General features: G+C 33.9%; 14 protein-coding genes and 1 other RNA gene. 9 read left to right on the plus strand and 6 right to left on the minus strand.

The window, feature by feature from the left end:
* Positions 1–57: 57 nt before the first annotated feature.
* From gldA to N4A45_02750, 8 genes are all read left to right on the plus strand, one after another.
* Entirely contained in the window at positions 58–957 is a 900-nt protein-coding gene (gene gldA, locus N4A45_02715) for a gliding motility-associated ABC transporter ATP-binding subunit GldA (GenBank protein ID MCT4664131.1), read from the plus strand.
* A 15-nt stretch (positions 958–972) separates the two neighbouring features.
* Positions 973–3,243 carry an NADP-dependent malic enzyme gene (locus tag N4A45_02720; GenBank protein ID MCT4664132.1) on the plus strand — a complete coding sequence of 757 codons (2,271 nt, stop codon included), beginning with the start codon at positions 973–975 and terminating at the stop codon, positions 3,241–3,243.
* 3 nt (positions 3,244–3,246) lie between these two features.
* The gene (gene ruvA / locus N4A45_02725) at positions 3,247–3,852 is read left to right on the plus strand and encodes a Holliday junction branch migration protein RuvA (GenBank protein MCT4664133.1); all 606 of its coding nucleotides are present in this window, start codon (positions 3,247–3,249) and stop codon (positions 3,850–3,852) included.
* Positions 3,853–3,883: 31 nt separating this feature from the next.
* Positions 3,884–11,119 (plus strand): cell surface protein SprA, encoded by a 7,236-nt coding sequence (gene sprA, locus N4A45_02730; GenBank protein MCT4664134.1) that lies wholly within the window; start codon positions 3,884–3,886, stop codon positions 11,117–11,119.
* Between the two features lie 76 nt (positions 11,120–11,195).
* Entirely contained in the window at positions 11,196–11,573 is a 378-nt protein-coding gene (gene gcvH / locus N4A45_02735) for a glycine cleavage system protein GcvH (protein ID MCT4664135.1), read from the plus strand.
* Positions 11,566–11,949, plus strand: coding sequence for a VanZ family protein (locus N4A45_02740; GenBank protein MCT4664136.1), 384 nt, complete (start codon positions 11,566–11,568; stop codon positions 11,947–11,949). The genes gcvH and N4A45_02740 overlap by 8 nt, the downstream gene beginning before the upstream one ends.
* Before the next feature lie 66 nt (positions 11,950–12,015).
* Positions 12,016–12,732: a TonB family protein gene (locus tag N4A45_02745; protein MCT4664137.1), complete on the plus strand. Its 717-nt coding sequence runs from the start codon at positions 12,016–12,018 to the stop codon at positions 12,730–12,732.
* A gap of 127 nt (positions 12,733–12,859) precedes the next feature.
* Positions 12,860–13,513 carry a hypothetical protein gene (locus N4A45_02750; GenBank protein MCT4664138.1) on the plus strand — a complete coding sequence of 218 codons (654 nt, stop codon included), beginning with the start codon at positions 12,860–12,862 and terminating at the stop codon, positions 13,511–13,513.
* Between the two features lie 153 nt (positions 13,514–13,666).
* On the opposite strand, the gene N4A45_02755 is transcribed toward N4A45_02750, so the two are convergent.
* The 3 genes from N4A45_02755 to N4A45_02765 are packed head-to-tail and all read right to left on the minus strand — an operon-like array spanning position 13,667 to position 17,127.
* The gene (locus N4A45_02755) at positions 13,667–14,578 is read right to left on the minus strand and encodes a glycosyltransferase family 2 protein (protein MCT4664139.1); all 912 of its coding nucleotides are present in this window, start codon (positions 14,576–14,578) and stop codon (positions 13,667–13,669) included.
* A 3-nt stretch (positions 14,579–14,581) separates the two neighbouring features.
* The gene (locus N4A45_02760; GenBank protein ID MCT4664140.1) at positions 14,582–15,667 is read right to left on the minus strand and encodes an ATP-grasp domain-containing protein; all 1,086 of its coding nucleotides are present in this window, start codon (positions 15,665–15,667) and stop codon (positions 14,582–14,584) included.
* A 26-nt stretch (positions 15,668–15,693) separates the two neighbouring features.
* Positions 15,694–17,127: a glycosyltransferase 87 family protein gene (locus tag N4A45_02765; GenBank protein ID MCT4664141.1), complete on the minus strand. Its 1,434-nt coding sequence runs from the start codon at positions 17,125–17,127 to the stop codon at positions 15,694–15,696.
* Positions 17,128–17,720: 593 nt separating this feature from the next.
* On the opposite strand from N4A45_02765, the gene N4A45_02770 reads away from it, so the two are divergent.
* Positions 17,721–20,285 carry an adenosylcobalamin-dependent ribonucleoside-diphosphate reductase gene (locus N4A45_02770; protein MCT4664142.1) on the plus strand — a complete coding sequence of 855 codons (2,565 nt, stop codon included), beginning with the start codon at positions 17,721–17,723 and terminating at the stop codon, positions 20,283–20,285.
* 96 nt (positions 20,286–20,381) lie between these two features.
* On the opposite strand, the gene N4A45_02775 is transcribed toward N4A45_02770, so the two are convergent.
* The 3 genes from N4A45_02775 to ssrA form a co-directional block, all read right to left on the minus strand.
* The gene (locus tag N4A45_02775; protein MCT4664143.1) at positions 20,382–21,722 is read right to left on the minus strand and encodes an MATE family efflux transporter; all 1,341 of its coding nucleotides are present in this window, start codon (positions 21,720–21,722) and stop codon (positions 20,382–20,384) included.
* Between the two features lie 322 nt (positions 21,723–22,044).
* A complete protein-coding gene (locus N4A45_02780; protein MCT4664144.1) occupies positions 22,045–22,626 on the minus strand; it encodes a sigma-70 family RNA polymerase sigma factor in 582 nt (193 codons plus the stop codon).
* Positions 22,627–22,911: 285 nt separating this feature from the next.
* Positions 22,912–23,311, minus strand: a transfer-messenger RNA (tmRNA) gene (gene ssrA / locus N4A45_02785).
* Positions 23,312–23,347: the final 36 nt, after the last annotated feature.

Below are 23,347 nucleotides of genomic sequence, written 5' to 3' on the forward strand. Positions count from 1 at the left end.
ATGTATCGGTATGATACCAGTGAGTAAATAACACCATAAATGGTATAAGAAGAAAATATGTCTATTGAAGTTCAGTCAGTAAGTAAAAAATATGGCACTCAACAAGTGCTAGATGATATCAGTTTTACTGTAAAATCAGGGGAGATTGTGGGTTTTTTAGGTCCAAATGGAGCAGGTAAATCGACTACCATGAAAATCCTTACCTCTTATATTTCACAAGACCAAGGGAAGGTTGCTATTTGTGGAAAAGACAATATTAAAAACCCTATTGAGCTTAAAAAACACATTGGATATCTGCCAGAGCATAATCCTCTTTATTTGGAAATGTATGTAAAAGAATACCTTTCTTTTATTGCCAATATGTATCATATTCCAAAAAGTAGGGTAGATGAAATGATAGAAAAAACAGGGTTGACGAAAGAATATCGAAAAAAGATTCAATCTTTGAGTAAAGGATATCGTCAGCGTGTGGGGCTCGCCCAAGCACTCATTCACAATCCAGATGTTGTTATTTTAGATGAGCCTACTACAGGATTAGATCCTAATCAACTTGTAGAAATTAGAGAGCTGATTAAAGAAGTAGGAAAAGAAAAAACTGTTTTACTTTCTACGCACATTATGCAAGAAGTAGAAGCCATCTGTGAACGAGTAATTATTATCAATCAAGGGAAAATTGTAGCGGATGCTAATACCCAAGAGTTGAAAAATCTCAACAGTGCTCAGCATACACTTACTTTGGAGCTTAACCGTGAGGTTTCAAGATCTTATTTTGAGAAACTCCATGGTATTCATAAAATAGACCAACTCAACCAAAATGAATTCCGATTACATTATGATGCTAATCAGGAAATCAGAAAAGACTTATTCAACCTAATCGCGCAAAATGGTGATTATTTCCATCATTTGGAAATTAATGAAAACAACCTTGAGGATGTATTTCACCAGCTAACCCAATAATTTTCGAAAGAAAAGATGAAGAAATTTAAGAAAAGAGAAGCATTGGACTTTCACGCAAAAGGAAGACCAGGAAAAATAGAAGTAGTACCCACAAAAAGTCATTCAACTCAAAGAGACCTTTCATTGGCTTACTCTCCAGGAGTAGCAGAGCCTTGTTTAGAGATTCATGAGAACTCCGATGATGTATATAAATATACTGCCAAAAGTAATTTGGTAGCCGTAATTAGTAACGGAACCGCTGTTTTAGGACTTGGAGACATAGGAGCTTTGGCTTCAAAGCCTGTTATGGAAGGAAAAGGACTACTCTTTAAGATATATGCAGATATAGATGTTTTTGATATAGAGGTGGATCAAACCAATATAGATGATTTTATTAAAACTGTAAAGGCTATTTCACCCACATTTGGAGGAATCAATCTTGAGGATATAAAAGCCCCAGAGTGTTTTGAGATCGAAAGAAGACTGGTGGAGGAATTGGATATTCCTGTGATGCATGATGATCAACACGGAACCGCCATAATATCTGCCGCAGCCTTGTTGAACGCCTCAGAAATTCAAGGAAAGAAACTAGAAGACCTAAAAGTAGTGGTGAACGGAGCTGGAGCTGCAGCCGTTTCTTGTACGAAGCTTTATATCAGTTTAGGAGTTAAGAAAGAACATGTTTTGATGTGTGACTCAAAAGGTGTTATTAGAACCTCAAGAACCGATTTAAATCCTCAAAAGCAGTTTTTTGCACAGGATACAAAAATAGAGACACTAGCAGAAGCTATGAAAGGTGCCGATGTTTTTATTGGACTTTCAAAAGGGAATATCGTAACAGAAGAAATGTTACTTTCCATGAACGATAAGCCCATCGTTTTTGCTATGGCAAACCCAGATCCAGAAATCAGTTATTCTTTAGCCATAAAAACCAGAAAGGACCTCATTATGGCAACGGGAAGATCAGATCATCCAAACCAAGTAAATAATGTATTAGGGTTTCCTTATATTTTTAGAGGAGCGATGGATGTGAGAGCCGCCAAAATAAATGAAGCGATGAAACTTGCCGCTACAAAGGCAATCGCTCGTTTGGCAAAAGAAATTGTGCCCGAGGAAGTTCTATTAACATATAGTGCTTCTAGAATGTCTTTTGGAAAAGATTATATTATACCAAAACCAAATGACCCAAGGCTTATTTCAGTAGTAGCACCAGCAGTAGCGAGAGCTGCCATGGAGTCTGGAGTAGCGCAAGCACCGATAGAAGATTGGGACGAATATATTTATCAGCTGAATAAAAGAATGGGACGTTCTAATAAGTTGATGGATAATATTATGATGGTCGCAAAAAATCATCCTCAGAGAGTGGTTTTTGCTGAAGCTGATAATTATTCGGTACTCAAAGCGGCTTTTATTGCCGAAGAAGAAGGAATCGCTACACCTATTTTATTGGGTAGAAAAAAACGCATTGAAAAACTTATAGAAGATAACGGGTTTGATTTTATGAATCCAATTATCATCGACCCAAAAAGTGATGAGGAACGCACTCGAAAGAATCGTTTTGCAAAAATGTTTTGGGAAAAACGCCAAAGAAGTGGATACACTTTGTATGCGGCAGAAAAAGTAATGCGAGAACGGAACTATTTTGGTGCTGCTATGGTAGAAGCAGGAGAAGCTGATGCAATGATTTCTGGAATCACCAGAAGTTATCCAAATACCATCCGTCCAGCATTGAAAATAGTGGGGACAGAAGAAGGAGTAGATAAAATTTGTGGTTTATATATCATGAATACTAAAAAAGGACCTATTTTCTTAGCCGACACCACGATTAATACCAATCCTACGGCAGAAGAACTAGCGAATATAACTGCACTAGTTTCTGATTCTGTGGTACGCTTGGGCTTAAAATCTCACATTGCGATGTTGTCTTTTTCAAATTTTGGATCATCGGATGCAGAATCGTCACTTAAAATTAAAAAAGCCGTATCCTTATTACATAAAAACCGACCAGATATTGTGGTAGATGGAGAAATTCAAGCAAACTTTGCTTTAAATAAAGAAGCCTTAAAAGAAAATTTCCCATTTTCTCCTTTGGTAGGTAAAAAAGTAAACACATTGATCTTTCCAAATCTAGAGTCTGGAAATATTGCATATAAATTGTTACAAAATATAGGTGGAACCACAGGAATAGGACCAATTGTTTTAGGACTCAATAAGTCTATTCATGTACTGCCAATGGGTTCTGGTGTAGATGAAATTGTGAATATGGTAGCAATAGCAGCAGCAGATGCGCATTCAAAAGTAAGATAAAAGATGATATATTTTATAGAAGGAAAAATAGAAGAATTAACCCCCACTTATGTGGTTGTAAGTACACATGGGGTGGGGTATCATATTCAAGTATCGGTGCGTACCGCAGAACAATTACAAGAAGGAAGTAATATTCGTCTGCTCACACAAATGATTGTAAAAGAAGACGCTCATCTACTTTTTGGTTTTGCCGATAAACTAGAAAGAGATACTTTTAATATGCTCATTACTGTATCAGGAATAGGGGTAAACACCGCTAGAGTTATTCTATCTACTTTAAGTTCCAATGATGTCATCTCTGCAATTATGTATGATGATGACAACAGCTTTAAAAAAGTAAAAGGAATTGGAGCAAAGACCGCAAAAAGAATTATCTTGGACCTCAAAGATAAAGCATCAAAACTTCAGGTGGAAAGTATGATTGTGGAAGAAAGCTCAGAAATGACTTCTGGAAAACAACAATTCCATCTAAAAAACGAGGCTTTAACAGCACTAACGGTGTTAGGATTTTCATCTGCTCAATGTACCAAAGTACTAGATGCTATCTTGAAAAAGGAAGAAATATCGAGCGTAGAAGATTTAATTAAAAAAGCATTAGCAAAATTATAATAAGAAACGACTTTTTGCGTTTTGGGTAGATATGAGTTTTAGAAGGTATAGTTTTTATTCGTTCTTATTATGGGTTTTCATTTTGGTAGGAGATTTTCAAGTCCTAGCTCAAGATGTTGATTCTTTGTTGTTTCCGCCAGAGAAACCGAGTAATTATTCGGACTCTGTGGGGTATGATGGAGCATCTGGAACCTATAATGTTCAAGGAGGAATTGGAGGAGTTTATTTAGATCCACCATCGGTAATGGATTTAGATGAGTACAAAAAGTATAATCAAGAGGCCATTTTAAATAAAAACTGGAGAGATCTTGCCAATAGTCGTGATACCGATTATGGTTTAGGAAAAAACAAAAACTCCAAACTTAAAAAACTAGCCAAAGAACAATTTGATAATCTGATTCCAGAGTATAAACTCATCAAAGAAAATATTGGGAAAATTTTTGGGGATGATGCAAAGTTCGATATGAAACTTCAAGGTAGCGTAGAACTGGACTTCCAGTTTAGACATACCTACCGAGATGATAAATCGATTCCCGAAGAAATCCGTGGGAACACCACGTTTAAGATGGATAATGATATCCAAGTAAACGCCACAGGAAGCATCGGTGATAAACTGAATTTGAATACTGATTTCCTTACCAAATCCCTTTTTGGAAGAAGAAATGAAGTAAACCTTACCTATGAAGGAGAAGAGGACGAAATTATTAAACTGGTTCAGTTAGGAAATGTCAATATGCCTCTTCCCGGAACGTTAATTACGGGTTCTCAAGATCTTTTTGGAGTTAAAACACAACTTCAATTTGGTCCTACAAAAGTAACCGCAGTAATTTCTGAACAAAGAACAGAAAGTAAATCGATCCAAGTAGAAAATGGAGGACAAAAAACCCGTTTTGAGTTCTATGCGGATAATTATGACGATAACCGTCACTTTTTTGTAGATCCATATTTCTATAATAACTACGACAAGTCATTAGAGCAGATGCCATTTGTGAACTCATTGGTGCAAATTACCAAAATGGAAGTTTGGATTACCAATACCCGAGCAAATGTGGATGACCTTAGAGATGTATTTGCACTTACAGACGTAGGAGGAGATGGAAGTATATTGCCAGATAATAAGAACAATAACCTAAATCCTCAAGATTTAGTAGCTGCCAATGGAGATTTTAGAGTTTTTAGTAACCTAAATTCAGCCGCAAGTTCTCAAGGTCTTAAAATATTAAAAGACTACGAAAAGATTGAAAAAGCTCGAAAATTACAACCGAACGAATATACTTTTCATCCACAATTAGGATATGTTTCTTTAAACAGAAAACTGAACGATGGAGAGGTTTTGGCCGTAGCTTTTCAATATACCTACAATGGAGAAGTGAAACAAGTAGGAGAATTTTCTGATCAACTACTTTCTCCAAATACCTTAATGTTGAAACTCGTAAAGCCTACTATTCTAGATATAAGTCATCCTACTTGGAAACTGATGATGAAGAATATTTATAGGTTAGATGCATATCAAGTTGATAGAGAAGATTTTGAGTTAAATGTTTTATATAAGCAGCCTTCATCGGGAACAAAACTGAGATACCTTCCAGAAGACGGAATGAAGAAAAAGCAGCTAATAGAAGTGCTTAATCTTGATAATTTGAATGCCAATGGTGATCAAGGAAGAGATGGTTTTTTCGATTTTATTGATAATCCACCACTAACAGTAGATCCTAGTAAAGGAAGAATTATTTTCCCGATGGTAGAACCCTTTGGAAGTTATATCAAAAATAAAATATTAGAACTCACAACTTTAACCAGTGAACAAGCTGATGCTTATGCTTTTGATGAACTTTACTCTGGAACACAGAATGATGCCCAGCAGAAACCAGAAAAAAATAGATTCATCATCCAAGGAGCTTATAAATCTCAGTTTGGATCAGAAATTACGATTCAAGGGGCATTTAACCTTAAAAAAGGTTCTGTAGTTGTAAAACAAGGATCCGAAAAACTGGTTGAGGGGAAAGATTTTATTGTAGATTATAATGTAGGACGAGTTTCTATTATTAACGAAAGTAAGCTCAACTCAGGAACTCCTATTACAATAAGTGTAGAGTCTGAATCAATTGCATTAAACACCAAAAGATTCATCGGTTTAAGAGTGGATCATCAAGTAAATGACAAATTGGTTCTAGGTGGATCATTTGTAAGTCTAAGAGAAACACCATTGACTAATAAAGTAAACTTTGGTCAAGAACCACTCAATAACAGTATTTGGGGAATAGATGGAACGTATCAAACAGAAGTACCCGCTTTAACGAGGTTGGTAGATAAATTACCATTTTATGAAACTACGGCAAAATCAAACATATTTGTGGATGCCGAATTTGCACAGTTTTTACCCGGTCACCCTTCTATAATTGATGTAGATGCAGGAGGAACTTCTTATTTAGATGATTTTGAAAACGGAGAAGTAAAACTTTCTATTTTATATCCTTATAACTGGAGATTATCTTCAATTCCATTGGGAACAGATAATAGTGGAGGTTTATTTCCTGAAGCAGAAAAATACAACGATATAAAATCTGGTTTTAACCGAGCTCATTTACAATGGTTTCAAATTAGTGATTTATTTTACCAAAGAACAGCACCTGCAAACATCAAAGATAATGATGTGATTTTGACGGATCCTTACCAAAGAGATATTCGTAAAACAGAAATTTTTGAGAACAAAGATTTAGCTGCAAATGAAATTGATAGAATCAGACCGCTAAACCTTGTTTTTGATCCTACTGAGCCAGGTCCTTATAATTTTGATGTAGATGCTACCGATGTTTCTAAAGGACTTACTGATGAGGGAAAACTAGCAGATCCTAAAACCCGTTGGGGAGGAATGATGCAGTTCATTAATAATTCAGATTGGGAAGCAAGCAATGTAGAGTATATTGAGTTTTGGATGATGGATCCATATATCAATCAGCCAGATCATAAGGGAGGAAATTTCTATATCAATATCGGAAATATAAGCGAAGATATTTTACAAGATTCCAGAAAATCTTTTGAAAACGGACTTCCAACACCCAATAGTACTTCTACGATAGATACAACGGCATGGGGATTGGTTTCAAATTCTCAGATTTTTACCAGAAATTTTGATAATACAGACGGAGCCATACAGGATGTTGGATACGATGGAATGAATGATGAACAAGAAGCCAATTTTGCACCAGTGGCTGGAGATATTAAGTTACCCTATCTTAAAAGACTTTCTCAAAAGATAGATGATAACGGAGTCTATTTTCAAAAAAGATATAATGACCCTGCAAACGATAATTATATCCACTTTTTGGGTTCACAATGGGATGATAAAAATGCAGATATTATCACAAGATACTCTCAGTATAATGGAATGGAAAACAATACCTTCAATGATTATATAGGAAACGGATCTACTGTTCCAGATCTTGAAGATATAGATAGAAACAACACACTAAACGAAACACAAGGATATTATCAATACAAGGTGAGCCTAGATCCAGATAGTATGACGCTTGATCATCCTTATATTGTTCAGAAAAAAGAAAATAAAGGACCCTTAAACAATACAGATTGGTATCTTTTTAGAATTCCGATTAGAAATTATCATCAAAAATTCGGAAATGTATCAGATTTTAAATCGATTCGTTTTCTAAGATTCTTTCTTCATGGATTTGAGGAGGAAGTAAAATTAAGATTTGCAACACTAAGTACCGTTAGAGGAAACTGGAGACAGCTCGATAATATTGTAGATGAGACAGATAAGGAAGCACCGAGTGCAAGCTTTCAGATTTCTTCTGTAAATATTGAAGAACACGCTAATAAAGAGCCAATTCCTTATGTGTTGCCTCCAGGAATTACTCGTGAATTAATAGCAGGAGCAAATAGTAGATTAATCCAAAATGAGCAATCACTTTCTCTTAGAGTTTGTGATTTACCTGAGGGAAAAAGTAAGGCAACGTATAGAAATTTTGGTGTAAACCTTAATAACTATAAAAATCTCCAAATGTTTGTACATGCCGAAGAACTCAATGGACTCCCGTTGAATGATGGGGATGTTTCCGTGTATGTAAGATTAGGTTCGGATTATCAAGAAAACTATTATGAATATGAGATTCCTTTAGAAATCACCAAAGGAGCTACCTCAGACCCAGAGGCAATATGGCCTTCGAAAAATAGATTGAATATTGAGCTCCAAAAATTAATTGAACTCAAACTAGAACGTAATAAAAAAATTGTTTCTACAGCAGGACAGCCTGATGAAGTTTCTTTTTCAAAAAGATACAAAACCATACTCAATGGAAATAATGTATATATAAAAGGTAACCCTACCTTGTCGGAGGTTCAAAACGTAATGATAGGGGTGAGAAACACCAGTAATGACGGAGATAAATGTGCCGAAATTTGGGTAAATGAACTTAGAATGTCGGGGATAGAACAAGAAAGCAGTATCGCTTTTAGAGGGCAGTTTAAAACAAATTTTGCCGATTTTGCCGATTTAAATTTAAGTGGATCTTATACTGAGGCAGGTTTTGGAGCATTGGATCAAAGTCTTAGAGAAAGAAAATTTGAAACAGTAAGAGATTTTTCTGTGAACACCACATTACAAGCAGGAAAATTGTTTCCAAAAAATTGGGGAATTAATTTACCCGTATATTATGGAATCACTGATTTGAAAACGACTCCAAAGTTTAATCCACTCGATCAAGATGTTGAATACCAAGAAGCACTAGATAATGCTCCCACAGAAGAACTGCGAGCACAAATTCAAAATAGTGCTGAAACAGTTTCTAAATACACCAATTTTAATGTAGCAAACTTTAGTGTAAAGCCAAAAATGAAAGGAAACCCGATATACAATCCTGGGAATGTAAACCTTTCTTTTTCGCACACAAAACTAGAAGAACGCTCACCAACAATTGAAAGAAACCTAGAAGAAAGAACCAAAGCTAAAGTAGCTTATGCATATTCTCCAAAAGTGAAACCAATAAGACCTTTTAGTAAAATAGGCTTTATTAAAAAATCAAAACTTTTGAGACCCATTAAGGAATTAAATATCGGTTTAATTCCAAGTTCATTTTCTTATAGCTATGTGGTAAATAGAACTTTTAGAGAAAACAAAATTCGCTCGGTGCGTACTTTGGGCGATGATTCAGAACCTTTTGAATTCGATCCGATTTTTAGCCAGTCTTTAACAATGGATCAAAATATTGGGATAAAACATGATTTAACAAAATCTTTAAAGTTAAACCTCAATGCTACCACAAATATGGTTTGGGAAGGAGATAAGCTTGATGAGCCAACTCCACAACGTGAATGGGTAAACGCTGCACTGAGAGGAGATTCGATAAGAACATATCACCAAGATTTTAATGCAAATTACACTTTGCCATTACGCTATTTTCCAGTTTTAGATTTTATTTCGGGTAGAGCGTCTTATAAAGCAGCTTATGACTATATAGGAGCAAACTCAATCACCAATAGATTTGGAAACACCATTCAAAACCAAAGAGATATTCAATTGAATGCTAAATTGGACCTGAAAAAGCTCTATAAAAAAATCCCTGGGGTAAAAAGATACTATAATGTAAAGCCAAAAAAGAAAAAGAAAAAATCTTTAAAAACTTCGAAAAAACTTACAGAGCTCAAAACATTAAACAAACAAGATACCCTAAAGGATAAAAATGGAGTAAACCTCTCTCCAGAGGAGAATGAAAAAGAAAAAGCAAAACTCCAAAAGAGTATTGATAAACTGAATAAAAAACTCAAAAAACAAAGAGAAAAAGAGAAAAAACAAGCAGAAAGAGCCCGTAAAAGAAGAAAGAACAAGGATAAATTTAATCCAGTAGAAACTTTGGTGAAATTAATAACCTCTGTAAAAAAGATAGATGGAACTTATACACAGTCTAGAGGGATGGATTTGCCAGGATTCAAGCACGATGCAGAAAGGTTTGGATCTTCAGGGAGTTTTACACAACCTACTCTTGGTTTTATGTTCGGGCAGCAAGATCGTTTTGGTACTCATAATGAAAATTTGATAGATTATGCGGGAAGAAACAAATGGATTGTTACAGATTTTAATCTGAATTCACAGTATAACGAAATCATCAAGGAAAAGCTGAATTTAACAGCTCGTGTGGAACCATTAAAACGATTCACAATAAATTTAACTGCCAATAGAGATTATTCAAAAAGAACCTCTTTCTTATTTAAAAATATCCATGATGATCCTTTAGTAACACCAGAATTTAGAGTGTTAAATACCAATGAAACGGGGCAGTTTTCTATGACGAGTTTTACATTAAATACGGCCTTTACGGATGCCGATGAGTTATTTAATACCTTCTTGGAAAACAGAAAAATAATTGCAGATCGAGTAGCAAAAGACTATCAGCAACAATATACCCCAAATCAGTCAATTCAATATTCTGATGAATTTCCAGTAGGATTCAATGGAAGATCTCAAGAAGTATTGATTCCTACTTTTTTGGCGACGTATTCTGGAAGAAATGTTAACAGTTCAGATTTAGGTAAATTCCCTGCTATTCCACTGCCAAATTGGAATATCAGATATGATGGTCTAAAAGACATCAAGTGGTTAAAAAAGAGCATAAGTCGTTTGTCGCTTTCTTCTTCTTATACCTCAAAATACACCATCAGTTCATTCCAAAGAAATTTATTGTTTGACCAAACCAACAATAAATTTGTATATGGAGCAAATGATAACAAAGATTTAAGTGGAAACTTTATTCCAGAATATCAAATAAACCAAGTGGTGATCTCAGAAAAACTGACTCCGCTAAAAATTGACTTGAAACTCAGAAGCGGATTTAGTTTTAATACAGAATACAAAACAAGTAGAGATATAAGTTTAAATATAGACAATAGCCAGATGCTAGAAAGAAATACCTACTCCTATGTAATAGGTGCAGGATATTCTATAAACGATGTGAAATTATTTAAAGGAGGATTGGGTAAATCTAAAATCCCAAGAAGAATGGAGTTTAAATTCAACCTTGGAATTAACCAAGATAGATCCTTGATAAGAAATATTTATGATTCAGCTTCTCAAGTGAGTGCGGGTAGAAGACAATTCACACTTTCTTCTAGTATTGCTTATACCATAAATGAATTTTTAAACGGATCTGTTTATTTTGATAGAAACAATAGTTTAAACTTTGTTCAAGCAAGTTTTGGAACTACTCAAAGTGTATTTGGGTTCAAAATCCGTTATACTTTAAATCAAAAGTAAAAATGTTTTTGGATTTTAATACGTATTATTTGAGATTGAAAACGTATTTTTGGAAAAAATTTTGACGTAAAACAAGATGGAAGGAATCGATAAACTAAAGTACACAAAGGACCACGAATGGGTTCGTGTAGAAGGTGATGTAGCCTACGTAGGAATTACAAAATTTGCTCAAGGAGAACTTGGCGATATCGTATATGTAGATATCGAATCTGAGGGAGAAGACCTAGAAGAAGGTGAAGTTTTTGGAACAGTTGAAGCGGTAAAAACAGTTTCAGATTTGTTTATGCCTATTTCTGGTGAAATCGTTGAATTTAACGAAGAGCTAGAGACTACACCAGAACTCGTAAATCAAGAGCCATTTGGAAAAGGATGGATGATTAAAATAGCTATTTCAAAACCAGAGGAATTGGATACTCTAATGAGTAGAGAAGCGTATTTAGACCTAATTGGATAAAACGATCTTAAATAAAATTTTTTGGTGGACAGTTTTTGGGGTAATAACTTTTGGGAGTTTAGCCCCATCTGATAATATTCCACCAGAAATCTCAACTTTAAACGACAAATGGCTACATTTTTTTATGTATGCCATTTTTTGTACGGCAGCTTGGAGCGGTCTTATTGCATACCATAAAAACATTCTCGAGACTCAACGTGTTCTCTTAGCGTATGTTTTTTCAATTTTTTACGGTGGATTTATGGAACTCATGCAATATTATGTCGTACCAGGTCGTTATGGAGATATATTGGATTTCGTAGCAAATACTATTGGAAGCAGTCTCAGTGTTACTTTAATTTTAATTTATCAGTGGATTGCTAAAAAAATGAAGTAGGTCGATATTCCATTAACATTTTTTGCATAATTTAGTGACGAATTCTCAAACAATACAGGAAAACGTATGATAGAAAAGAAAAATCCTAAGAAAGATCTTGAGAACAAAAGATTGACTTTTGTCCTGATCGGTCTTGTAATTGCCTTATTAGTTTCCTATTCGGCAATTAACTATAAAGTCTATGAAAAATCTGAATCAGCAGGTTTGGGTGAATTAGTAGTTGAGCAAATAGATGACGAAGAAGTAACCGTAACTCAGGAACAGAAAACACCGCCACCACCGCCACCGCCACCGCCACCACCAGTAGTAGTTGTAGTAGATGACAAAGTGGAGATTAAAGAAGAGGCTATTTTCCAAGACGCAGAAACCGATGAAGAAGAAGAAATCGAAATTGTGGAGGAGGAAGAAGAAGTTGAAACAGATGAAGTATTTAACTTTGCCGTTGTAGAAGACAAGCCTGTATTTCCTGGATGTGAGAAAGAGAAAACGAAAGCTGAAAAATCGAAGTGTTTTAACATGAGTGTAATGAAGCACGTTAGAAAAGTTTTCAAATACCCAAAGCTTGCAAAGCAAATGGGAACACAAGAAAAGGTATATGTAGAATTTGTTATCGGAAAATCTGGTAAAATAGAATCTACAAGAATCCTAAGAGGGAAAGACAAACACTTAAAAGCAGAAGCGATAAGAATTGTGAAATCACTCCCAAAAATGAAACCAGCAAAACAAAGAGGAAAAGCTGTAAAAATGAAATATACGCTACCTATCAACTTTAAGTTGAAATAAGAGAAACGTATTATTCGGAGAATATATAAAACCACTTTCAAAATTTATTTGAAAGTGGTTTTTTTAATTAAGCTTTTTTGAATTCATACAAGAATGTAATATATTCGGAACAAATAAAAACACAATCATGGCTAAAAATAAATTTGCTTTTATAGGTTTTGGAGATCTAGGCTTACAACTATACCACTTGGTATTAGACTCAGTTACTAATATTGATGAAATGATTGTTTTTGATGATCAGCTAAACCCTAATACTTATGAATTTATTGATTCAATTCATCCTTTTTTAAACTATAGTGATCATCAATTTGAAAATTACCAATTTGTAATTGCATTAGGGTATAAACACTTGATTTTAAAGCAAAGAATAATGGATGAACTACTTTCAAAGGGACGAATAGTGCCTAATATCATTCATTCAACATGTTTTATACACCCCACAGTTATTATAGGGAATGGAAATGTATTTTATCCTTTATCAAATATTGATATCAACGTGGAGATTGGAAATGGGAATTTGTTTAATAATAGCGTAGTCATTTCTCATGACAACAAAATAGGTCATTCAAATTTTGTTGCTCCATCAGCTTGTTTTTGCGGTGCCGTGAAGATCGGAAATCAAAATTTCATTGGAGCACATGCCACTATTTCAAATTCAATAAAAATAGGTTCAAATTGTGCCATTTATCTGCGAACAGCGGTAACCAAAAATTTAGAAGATGGGGAAGCTGCAATTGGGTATCCAATGAAAAAGTTAAAAAACAAGCTCGTCTTAAAATAATACCATTTACGGTATTAATTTACTCACTGTTTAAGCCCCCTTAGAAGAGCTTGTCCCGATTTATCATTGCATTATGTCGACAGTTTATTAAAACTCATTTGTGAACGCAGTGTAACAAAAGCTTACTTAACAAGTAATCTGGTATTAATTAATTTAAACAGATTCCTTTATCGAGTAATTAGGTTTTTTGGTAGTTTTTAAGTTTATTCTGTGAATGTATTCACCCACAATTCCTAGTCCAAGTAATATAAAACTGACTCCAAACCCTATAACTATCATCAAGGATGGGAAACCAGAAAGTAAGTCATCAAGTAAAAATTTCCTAACGATAATATATATAGAATAGCAAATTGTAGAGATTAAAGTAAAAATGGATAAATAGGATAACATTCTAATAGGAATAATAGAAAAAGTAACAAAAATGTTAATAGAATGCTCAATGAGTTTCTTTACTGTATAAGAACTTGTTCCTCCCATTCGTTCTTGATGCTCTACTTTAGTAGAAGAAGTATTTGTGGTAATCCAGCTAATATAACCATCTAGGAATGTATAAGAATTTTGCATGGTGGTTAACTGCTTGGCGATAGATGATTTTATTAATCTAAAAGCTGTGTAGTTTTTGTCTAAACCAGGAATAGAAACTTCCAGAAGTTTAGCCATAATATTTGAAGTTAAATTCCTAAAACCAGAATGTTTTAATTGATGATAAACCCCATAAACAACATCATAGTTTCCTTCTTTTTGGTGAGCGATCAAGTTGCGAATATCTTTGGGTTGATGCTGCAAATCTTCATCCATAGTAATGATATAGTCCCCTTTAGATTGTTCTATTCCGCAAATAATTGCATTGTGTTGTCCAAAGTTTTTGGATAAATGAATTCCTTTTACAATATCTGGGTGTTGTTTTTGGATTTCAACGATGGTTTCCCAAGATTGATCAGGACCACAATCATATACGAATATTATTTCTAATGAATCCTTTTGAAAATCGTTGAGAATACGCTCTGTGAGGCTTTTAATTGTTTTCTCTCCATGATAAACAGGGATAATAATAGAATAAAACATATCTTACTTTTGATAGATTAAATATCCAGCTCGCTCACTAGATTTACTAACTAATTTTTCATCGAATAAACCTTCAGTTTCAGTAATAACTTGGTAGCCTGAATCATTTTTTACTTGGTCTATTCTATTCGTATTTTGATTAGATTTAAAGATCACTCCCGAAGCTTTTTTATTTGAATTAAATGGAGTTATTTGTTCCCCCAAAGCAATGCGAATACAATTTTTAGTAAAATCATAGCCAGTGGAGAGGTAAACTAAATCAGATCCTATAAAATCGCCTCCCATTCTAGCACCTACTTCTATACAATGTACAGAAGAATTGTCAACTTTTACTTCTACATGAGATGCTCCTTCTTGGATATTCAGTCCTTCGAGTAAATTAGGAACTAAATCAAGAATTTTAGCTAATTGTTGGTTACTTAGATTTAATGGTGGTTGCAAGTGTGCTGTTTCCACAAAGTGAGGAGCACCTGTTGTTACTTTCTCTGTAATAGCCAACACTGTGTGAACTCCATTTTGAGAAATACATTCCACACTATATTCATTTCCTTCAATGAAATCTTCTATAATACATTTTTTAGCAAAAGAAATATCTATTGCCGTTTTCATTTTATCAAAGGCATTTTCTCCAATTTCAAGTACACTTACTCCAGCACTTCCAGATCTGTCAATTGGTTTAATTATTTGACGCGTTTCAAATGTTAAAGAAGCAGGTTCTGAATAGAGTTTGAATTTCGGACAAGGTAGGTTTCTTTTTTGTAATTCAAATCTCATTTTGTATTTATCGGCACATATTTCTCCACAGTTAATGGAGTTTGAAGGCAAATTGAGCTTTTGGGCGATATAGAACCAAGGATTAACGGCAACATCAGAGGCAATTGATAGAATTCCGTCAATATTTTCTTGTTCGCATACTTTGAGTATTTCATCTTTTTCTAATATAGAAATGGGATAAAACTTATCGGCGATATTAGCACAAACGGCACCCTCTGCCCATGCAAACCCAATGGTGAAATGCCCCATTTCTTTTGCTTTTCGGTACAAAGGTTCTTGTAAATATGAAGCTCCTAAAATTGCAAGTCTTTTCATTGGTTTTTGTTTTTTATACAAGAGAATTATTTGCGTTTCAATTTAAAAATGGCCAATTCAGAATAATCTGAAGTCATATAACTACTTCCAAGTTTTCGAAGATATTGATCGATAAATAGTTGATGTTCATTTTGCTTTTTTGGATATTTAGCAATAGTTTCTATGTCATAATGTGATTTGAAGTACTCCAGTTTAGGGTCTGTGTTTGAAGTAAGAACATATTCTGGATCAGTATTTTTACAGAAGTATTCTACACGCTCTTTTGCAAATTTTCCTAGTTGAAAAAAATACATATCTCGTTTTTTTTCCCGTAAAGCATAAAAGAATTCGAAATCAGCAACTGTTACAGCACCTTCAGGAATATGTTTCTCTACCATAGATTGAATGGGCTTATGCGAGCGGTTTGTATTGAGTATATGATATGCAAATTTACTAGAAAACATAAATAAATTCAAAAATAGAATGGCAGGAAGCATCAAATGCCCAATTTTCCATTTTGAAGCCATAGCATTGGAAATAATCGTGAAAATGATTAATGTGGACACCAGTCCGAAATGTCCACCATGATCACTGATGATGAGTAAAAATAAGGTGCTGATTATCCCAAAATTTATTGTCAGAAATTTTTCTTGTTTCGTTTGTTTTTTAGGTATTAAAAAAGAGATAAACATCAATGAGAATAAAACAATCTTATTTTTGGATAAGTGTATTCCATTGAATAAAAATTCTCCAGCCATTGAAGCAGATTGTGTATTATGATTTGTGTTTTTTGTGTAATAATTTAGGTATTCCTCAAATCCGCCAAATTTGAAAAATATCCAAGCTAATACAGGAATTCCAAACCAAAATCCCAGATTGATCACTTCTTTCCAGTTTTTATGAACAAATAAATCTTTGAGGATAACAAAGAAAAATGGAATAAATAAAATGGCTGTTCTTGGCGTAGTGAGATATGCACAGGAGATACAGAGACCTATTAAAATATAGTGCAATAATGTTTTTGTATTTTTACTATACAAGACATAGGCAATTACTGAAAATAATAATCCGAGAGCTTCCATTCTACCAGAAACAGCATTTTCAAACCCTGCATTCCCTAAAAACAAGGCAAAGGGAATCAAATAGAGCATCTTTTTTCTAGAATGATGTTTTCTTATTTGATTAAACAGAACCAAAACAACACCGAAAAATGCCAAATAATTCGTTAATCGAAACCAAAATGGAGAAAGTTCACCGATTTGAGTAATAAAAGAAGTTAAATAAAAATAAATGGGACCATATGTTACTATTTCAGCTCCCTGGGTAGAAAGAAAATCTCCTTGAGAGTAGAGACCATGTCCATTCATTAGGTGGTAAGTGATTTCTGCAAAATATACTTCATCAAACCAAATCAGCTTGAAATTTGCCAGTAGAAATAATCCAAAAATGAATAGAAGTCCAAATATTATTTTATATTTCATTCTTTTGTTACAAAATTAAAGTGGTAAAAATAGTACATATTTTACTTTGTTCAAATGAAACCTATTTTTTCTTTTGAAATTTCATTGTCTTTTTTTAGAACATATATTCTCTGTATATAGAAAACCAAGTAAATTGAAAGATATACTGGTAAAGTCGCATACAATTTTGGAACTTGAATTCTGAATTCAAGTTTCTAATACATGATCATTCAATTTTTCAATTCTTTCTTTTCAATTTCGTTTGATATGATTTTAATAAAAGAAATATTGCTTTAAGTTTATGTTATACTTTTTTGTTGAAAAAAGAGAAAATTATTCAACTAAACGAGTCGATTCTTCTGATGGTCTAAAAGAAGAAAAGTTGGCATAGGGAATGGAGCGAGATATGATAAATTAAATTGAGAAAAAAAGTTTTTTTTGGCTTGGGAAATGTTGAAAAAATATTATTTTTGTAAACAATTGGTTATTTTGTTATTTATAAATGATTGATAATCAATTGTTGTTATGATTATTTTTGTAAACTTTTTAAAACTATTAATTATTCATTATTAGCATACTATAAATGTGATATTGGAATACAAACGAATAAACTGATGGAACAAACAACTACTCAAGTGGAAAAGAAAACTTACTCACAAGAGGAGGCTATTCAAGCTTCCTTACGCTATTTTAAAGGGGATGAATTAGCTGCTCAAGTTTGGGTGAATAAATACGCTCTAAAAGATTCCGATGGGAATATTTATGAGAAAGATCCTAACGATATGCATTGGAGAATAGCCAATGAAATTGCCAGAATTGAAGAAAAATATAAAAACCCTTTAACGGCACAAGAAATTTTCAATCATATTAAAGATTTCAAATATATTGTACCACAAGGTAGCCCCATGACAGGAATTGGGAATAATTTTCAGATTGCCTCTCTTTCTAACTGTTTTGTTATTGGAAATGATTCAGAATCGGATTCTTATGGTGGAATCATGAAGCTTGATCAAGAGCAGGTACAACTGATGAAAAGACGTGGAGGAGTAGGGCATGATCTATCACATATTCGCCCAAAAGGATCTCCTGTAAAAAATTCTGCCTTAACATCTACAGGTGTTGTACCATTTATGGAGCGTTATTCAAACTCTACAAGAGAGGTGGCTCAAGATGGAAGAAGAGGTGCTTTGATGCTTTCGGTGTCTATAAAACACCCAGATTCAGAGCAATTTATAGATGCAAAAATGGAATCGGGAAAAGTTACTGGAGCGAATGTTTCTGTAAGAATAGATGATGATTTCATGAGAGCTGTGGATGGAAAGACCGAGTACATACAACAGTATCCATTATATAGCCAAAATCCTAAGTACAAAAACACCATTGAAGCACAAGGTTTATGGAAAAAAATAGTTCATAACGCGTGGAAATCTGCTGAACCTGGAATCCTATTTTGGGACACCATTATCCGTGAGTCTGTTCCAGATTGCTATGCCGATTTAGGATATAAAACAGTCTCAACCAATCCATGTGGAGAAATCCCTTTATGTCCTTATGATTCTTGTAGATTGTTGGCGATCAATTTATATTCCTATGTCGATAATCCATTTACAGAAGAGGCTAGTTTTGATTTTGATTTATTTAAAAAGCATATAACTATTGCTCATCGAATGATGGATGATATTATCGATCTTGAATTAGAGAAGATTGATAAAATTATTGAAAAAATTGACTTAGATCCAGAATCAGAAGAAATTAAGACGGTAGAGAAGAATCTCTGGTTGAATATTAGAAAAAAAGCTGAAGAGGGAAGAAGAACCGGAATAGGAATTACGGCTGAAGGGGATATGTTGGCGGCATTAGGATTGCGATATGGTACAGATAAAGCAATTGATTTCTCTGTAAATGTGCATAAAACTCTTGCACTTGCAGCATACGGTTCCTCTGTTGAATTAGCAAAGGAAAGAGGAGCTTTCTCTATATTTGATTTTAGTAGAGAAGTCAAAAATCCATTTATTCAGAGACTTAAAGAATCTGATCCAGAAATGTATTCAGATATGGTGAAGTATGGGAGAAGGAATATTGCCTTATTAACCATAGCTCCAACGGGAACTACGAGTTTAATGACACAAACATCTTCTGGGATTGAGCCCGTATTTCTACCAGTTTATAAAAGAAGAAGAAAAGTAAATCCAAATGACAAAAATGTAGTTGTGGATTTTGTGGACGAAATCGGAGATTCTTGGGAAGAATTTACCGTTTTTCATCACAAATTTAAAGATTGGATGAATATTTCAGGCTACGATACTACAAAGAAATATACCCAAGAAGAATTGGATGAATTAGTAAAAGCTTCACCTTATTATAAAGCAACATCAAATGATGTAGATTATATCAAAAAAGTTGAAATGCAAGGAGCGATTCAAAAGTGGGTAGATCATTCTATATCTGTGACAATCAATATGCCTAATGATGTTACCGAAGAACTTGTAGGAGAGATTTATCTACATGCTTGGAAATCTGGTTGTAAAGGGGTTACGGTGTATCGTGATGGATCAAGATCAGGTGTTTTGATCTCTAATGATGATAAAAAAGAAGAAGAAAAGGGAGTTGATGCAAATGAGTATATCAATTTTCCTACTGTAAGACCGAAAGAATTAGAGGCAGATGTTGTTCGTTTTCAGAATAACAAAGATAAATGGATTGCTTTTATAGGAACGATAGATGGAAGACCGTATGAAATTTTTACAGGACTTGCAGATGATGAAGATGGAATTCATATACCGAGATGGCTTAATGAGGGAACAATCATTAAGAACAAGGATGGAAATAATACTACTCGATACGATTTTCAGTTTATGAATAAAAGAGGTTATAAAACCACAATAGAAGGTTTGTCTCATAAGTTTAACCCTGAGTTTTGGAACTATGCTAAGTTGATTTCTAGTATTCTACGTCATGGAATGCCTATGGATAAATTAATTGATTTGATAGGGTCTCTTCAGTTGGATAGTGAAAATATTAATACTTGGAAAGCGGGTGTTGCAAGAGCTTTAAAACGTTATATACCAGATGGTACAGAAGCGAATGGACAGCAATGTTCTAGTTGTAAATCTACCAAGCTACAATACCAAGAAGGATGTTTAACTTGTTTGGATTGTGGAAGTTCTAAATGCGGTTAATACATTTGATTGTAAAACTAAAAAAAAGCCTCGAATCTAATTCGAGGCTTTTTTTATTTGATCATCGGTGAGTAAAAGATAGTAGATTCCGAGGAATTAAATCGAATTGATTTTCATTTTCTTTTGCAAATACCAAATTCTTAAATAAAGGAACAAGGCAGAAATACTTAAACCAATAAATAATCCGTACCAAACTCCATGAACTCCATAATCCATTGGGAATGCCAAAATATAGCCAATAGGTAATCCTATAACCCAGTAGGCAATCAAAGTAAGAATTGTGGGTATTTTAACATCTTGAAACCCCCTCAAAGCACTTAATCCTACGACTTGAGCACCATCTGAAAGTTGAAATAGTACGGCTACAAAGAGGAGAGAGGTTGCTAAATAAATAATATGCTCTTGTTCTACATAAAGACTGGTTAATTCTCTATCAAAAAGCAAGAAAATGGCTCCCGAAAAAATCATCCATGCTGAAGTGATGATATAGCCAGAAAGGTAACTTTTTGAAATATCAGGTATAGATTTTTGACCCCAAAATTGACTTACACGAATGGTTACGGCAGCACCAAAGCCCGTAGCTATACTCCAGGAAATGGAAGCGATGCTTAAAGCAATTTGATGAGCACCCAATGCAATATCTCCAATCCATCCGCACATGATTCCTGCGCCTGCAAAAGAAGAAACTTCAAAAGCAAATTGCAGTCCAATAGGTAGACCTAATCTAAATAGATTTTTAATCTCTGAGGTCAGGATTTTCACCTTAGAAAATAAAGTTTTGTATAATTGATATTTTTTAGAGAACAAGAAGTATCCAATAATTAAAGCTGCCATCATTATACGAGCAATCAAGGTAGCTAAACCAGCTCCGTAAAGTCCCATGGCATCAAATCCAAAATGCCCATAAATCAATATATAATTCAATCCTATATTGACAATATTTGCCGATAGCGTAATGACCATAGCTGTTTTGGTATCTTCTAATCCTTCAAAAAATTGTTTAAAAGTTAGATAGAGCATAAGGGGTAATACAGAAATGGCTTGTAATTGAAGGTAAGGACTAGCTAAAGCGACAATATGAGCCTCTTGTCCAAGATTATCTAATAAGAAGGACGAACCGAAAACCAAAAGGAAAAGAAGGAAACCTATCGAAATATTGATGACAAAACTATTTTTTAGGATGCTCGTTTTTTCCTCGTGGTGTGTTGTTTTTGGGAAATTTGCTACAATAGGAGTGGTGGCAAATGCAAATCCGATTCCTACTACTAAAAAGAAAATGAAAATTCCATTGGCAACAGAACTGGCGGCAATTTGATCGGCACCAGAATTTCCAATCATAATATTATCTGAAATATTTGTCCCGATTTGCCCTAGCTGTCCTGCAATCATTGGGATGCTGAGCTTAAAAGTTTGGTTGATGTGCTTTTTCCAGTTCACTTTTTAATTTTCAAATGGCTAAAACTCCACAAAACTCACACTTTTTAAAGAGAAATGATTAGTAAAAGGCAAAAAAAAAGAAGCATTCTAGAAATAGAATGCTTCGCCAATCACTAATTAAAATACAAAACGTGTTTTTTCTTTTTTTTCGTTTTGAGGGTTTGAACACTTGCCGCATATTGGAGGATAAACTCCAGTGTATCTTTTGATGCGGTTATTTGCGGTTTTTTTGAAGTTGAATCGATAGAGCATTTTCTCATAAGCTGGTGTTTTTTATTTTTAAACGAGTAGCTTAAAGAATTATTGCATCACTTTTTGAAAATCAATCTACAAAGAGCGAGATATTTTGTTTATCAATAATTTTTCGCAAATTTATTAAGGCATATCGCATTCTTCCTAAAGCAGTGTTTATAGAAATATTTTCTTCTTCGGCGATATCATTAAAGCTCATTTTGCAGAAAATTCTTTTTTCCAAAACGATTTTTTGATTTTCTGGCAATTGTGGTAATATGCTTTTAAGGTCTTCAAATATTTGAGAGCGTACGAGATCATCTTCTTTTGATTCTGTTTGAAGATTAATGATTTCAAAAATATCATATTCATCATTCGATCTTACAAATTTTGCCTTTTTCTGTGCTCTAAAATGATCAATGATCAAATTATGTACAATTCTCATTGCCCATGGGATAAATTTTCCTTCTTCGTTATATTTTCCAGCTTTTAAATTATTGATGATTTTGATAAAAGCATCTTGAAAAATATCATTGGCTATATCATAATCTCTAACTTTTGAGATGATGAATCCGAAAATTTTAGGTTGGTGTTTGTTTAGTAATGTTTGGAAAGCACGCTGGTTTCCATCAAGGAACAATACAATAAGTTCTCTATCGCTTAATTGAGTCATACTACGTTATTTTTTACACTCCTAAATTGAGAGTGAATGATTTAGTGATTTAAGTAAAAAATAAACGTGTTCCGATAGGCAATTAGTTGTTTGTGTTAGGTAATGAAAAACAAATATAGTGAAATATTTGTTTGAATGTAAATATCAAATATTGTGCCGAGAAAGTTAAAATATATTAATTGGACAATATTTTTTTAAGAGAATTACAATTTTTGATCCTTGGGAAGGTTAAAGAGGGGAAAAAGAAAAACGCAAACAGTTTAAAATTAATCTGTTTGCGTTTTTTTGTGGAGCCGGAGGGGTTCGAACCCTCGTCCAAACAAGTCATCTCAATGCTTTCTACATGCTTATTTTGTTATTGATTTTCGATTTAAAACTGGCAACAAACAGCCGATTTTAAACTTAGCTTTTTTAATTTTCGTACCTAAACCAAAGCTTTTTAGATCTTATCCTAATATTATGATAACCCTTGTCCTTAGGTTATTAGACGTACCTAAGAGGGTCATCTAGCCCCTACAGTCTTAGTAGGCGTAGCTTGAAATCTGTCAAACTGATCAGATTAAGCAGCTAGAGCGTAGTTTTCGTTTCCATTTAAAACGATTGATTTATGAGATTTAAGAGCTGTATATCAGCGCTCTGCATGCTTACACTTCAACATATCTTGCTGTCAAAGCCAGTCGGCCCCATTTGTGTAATGTACAAAAGTACATAATTCCATAGC

The sequence above is a fragment of the Flavobacteriales bacterium genome (assembly GCA_025210805.1).
In the GTDB taxonomy this organism is placed as follows: domain Bacteria; phylum Bacteroidota; class Bacteroidia; order Flavobacteriales; family CAJXXR01; genus JAOAQX01.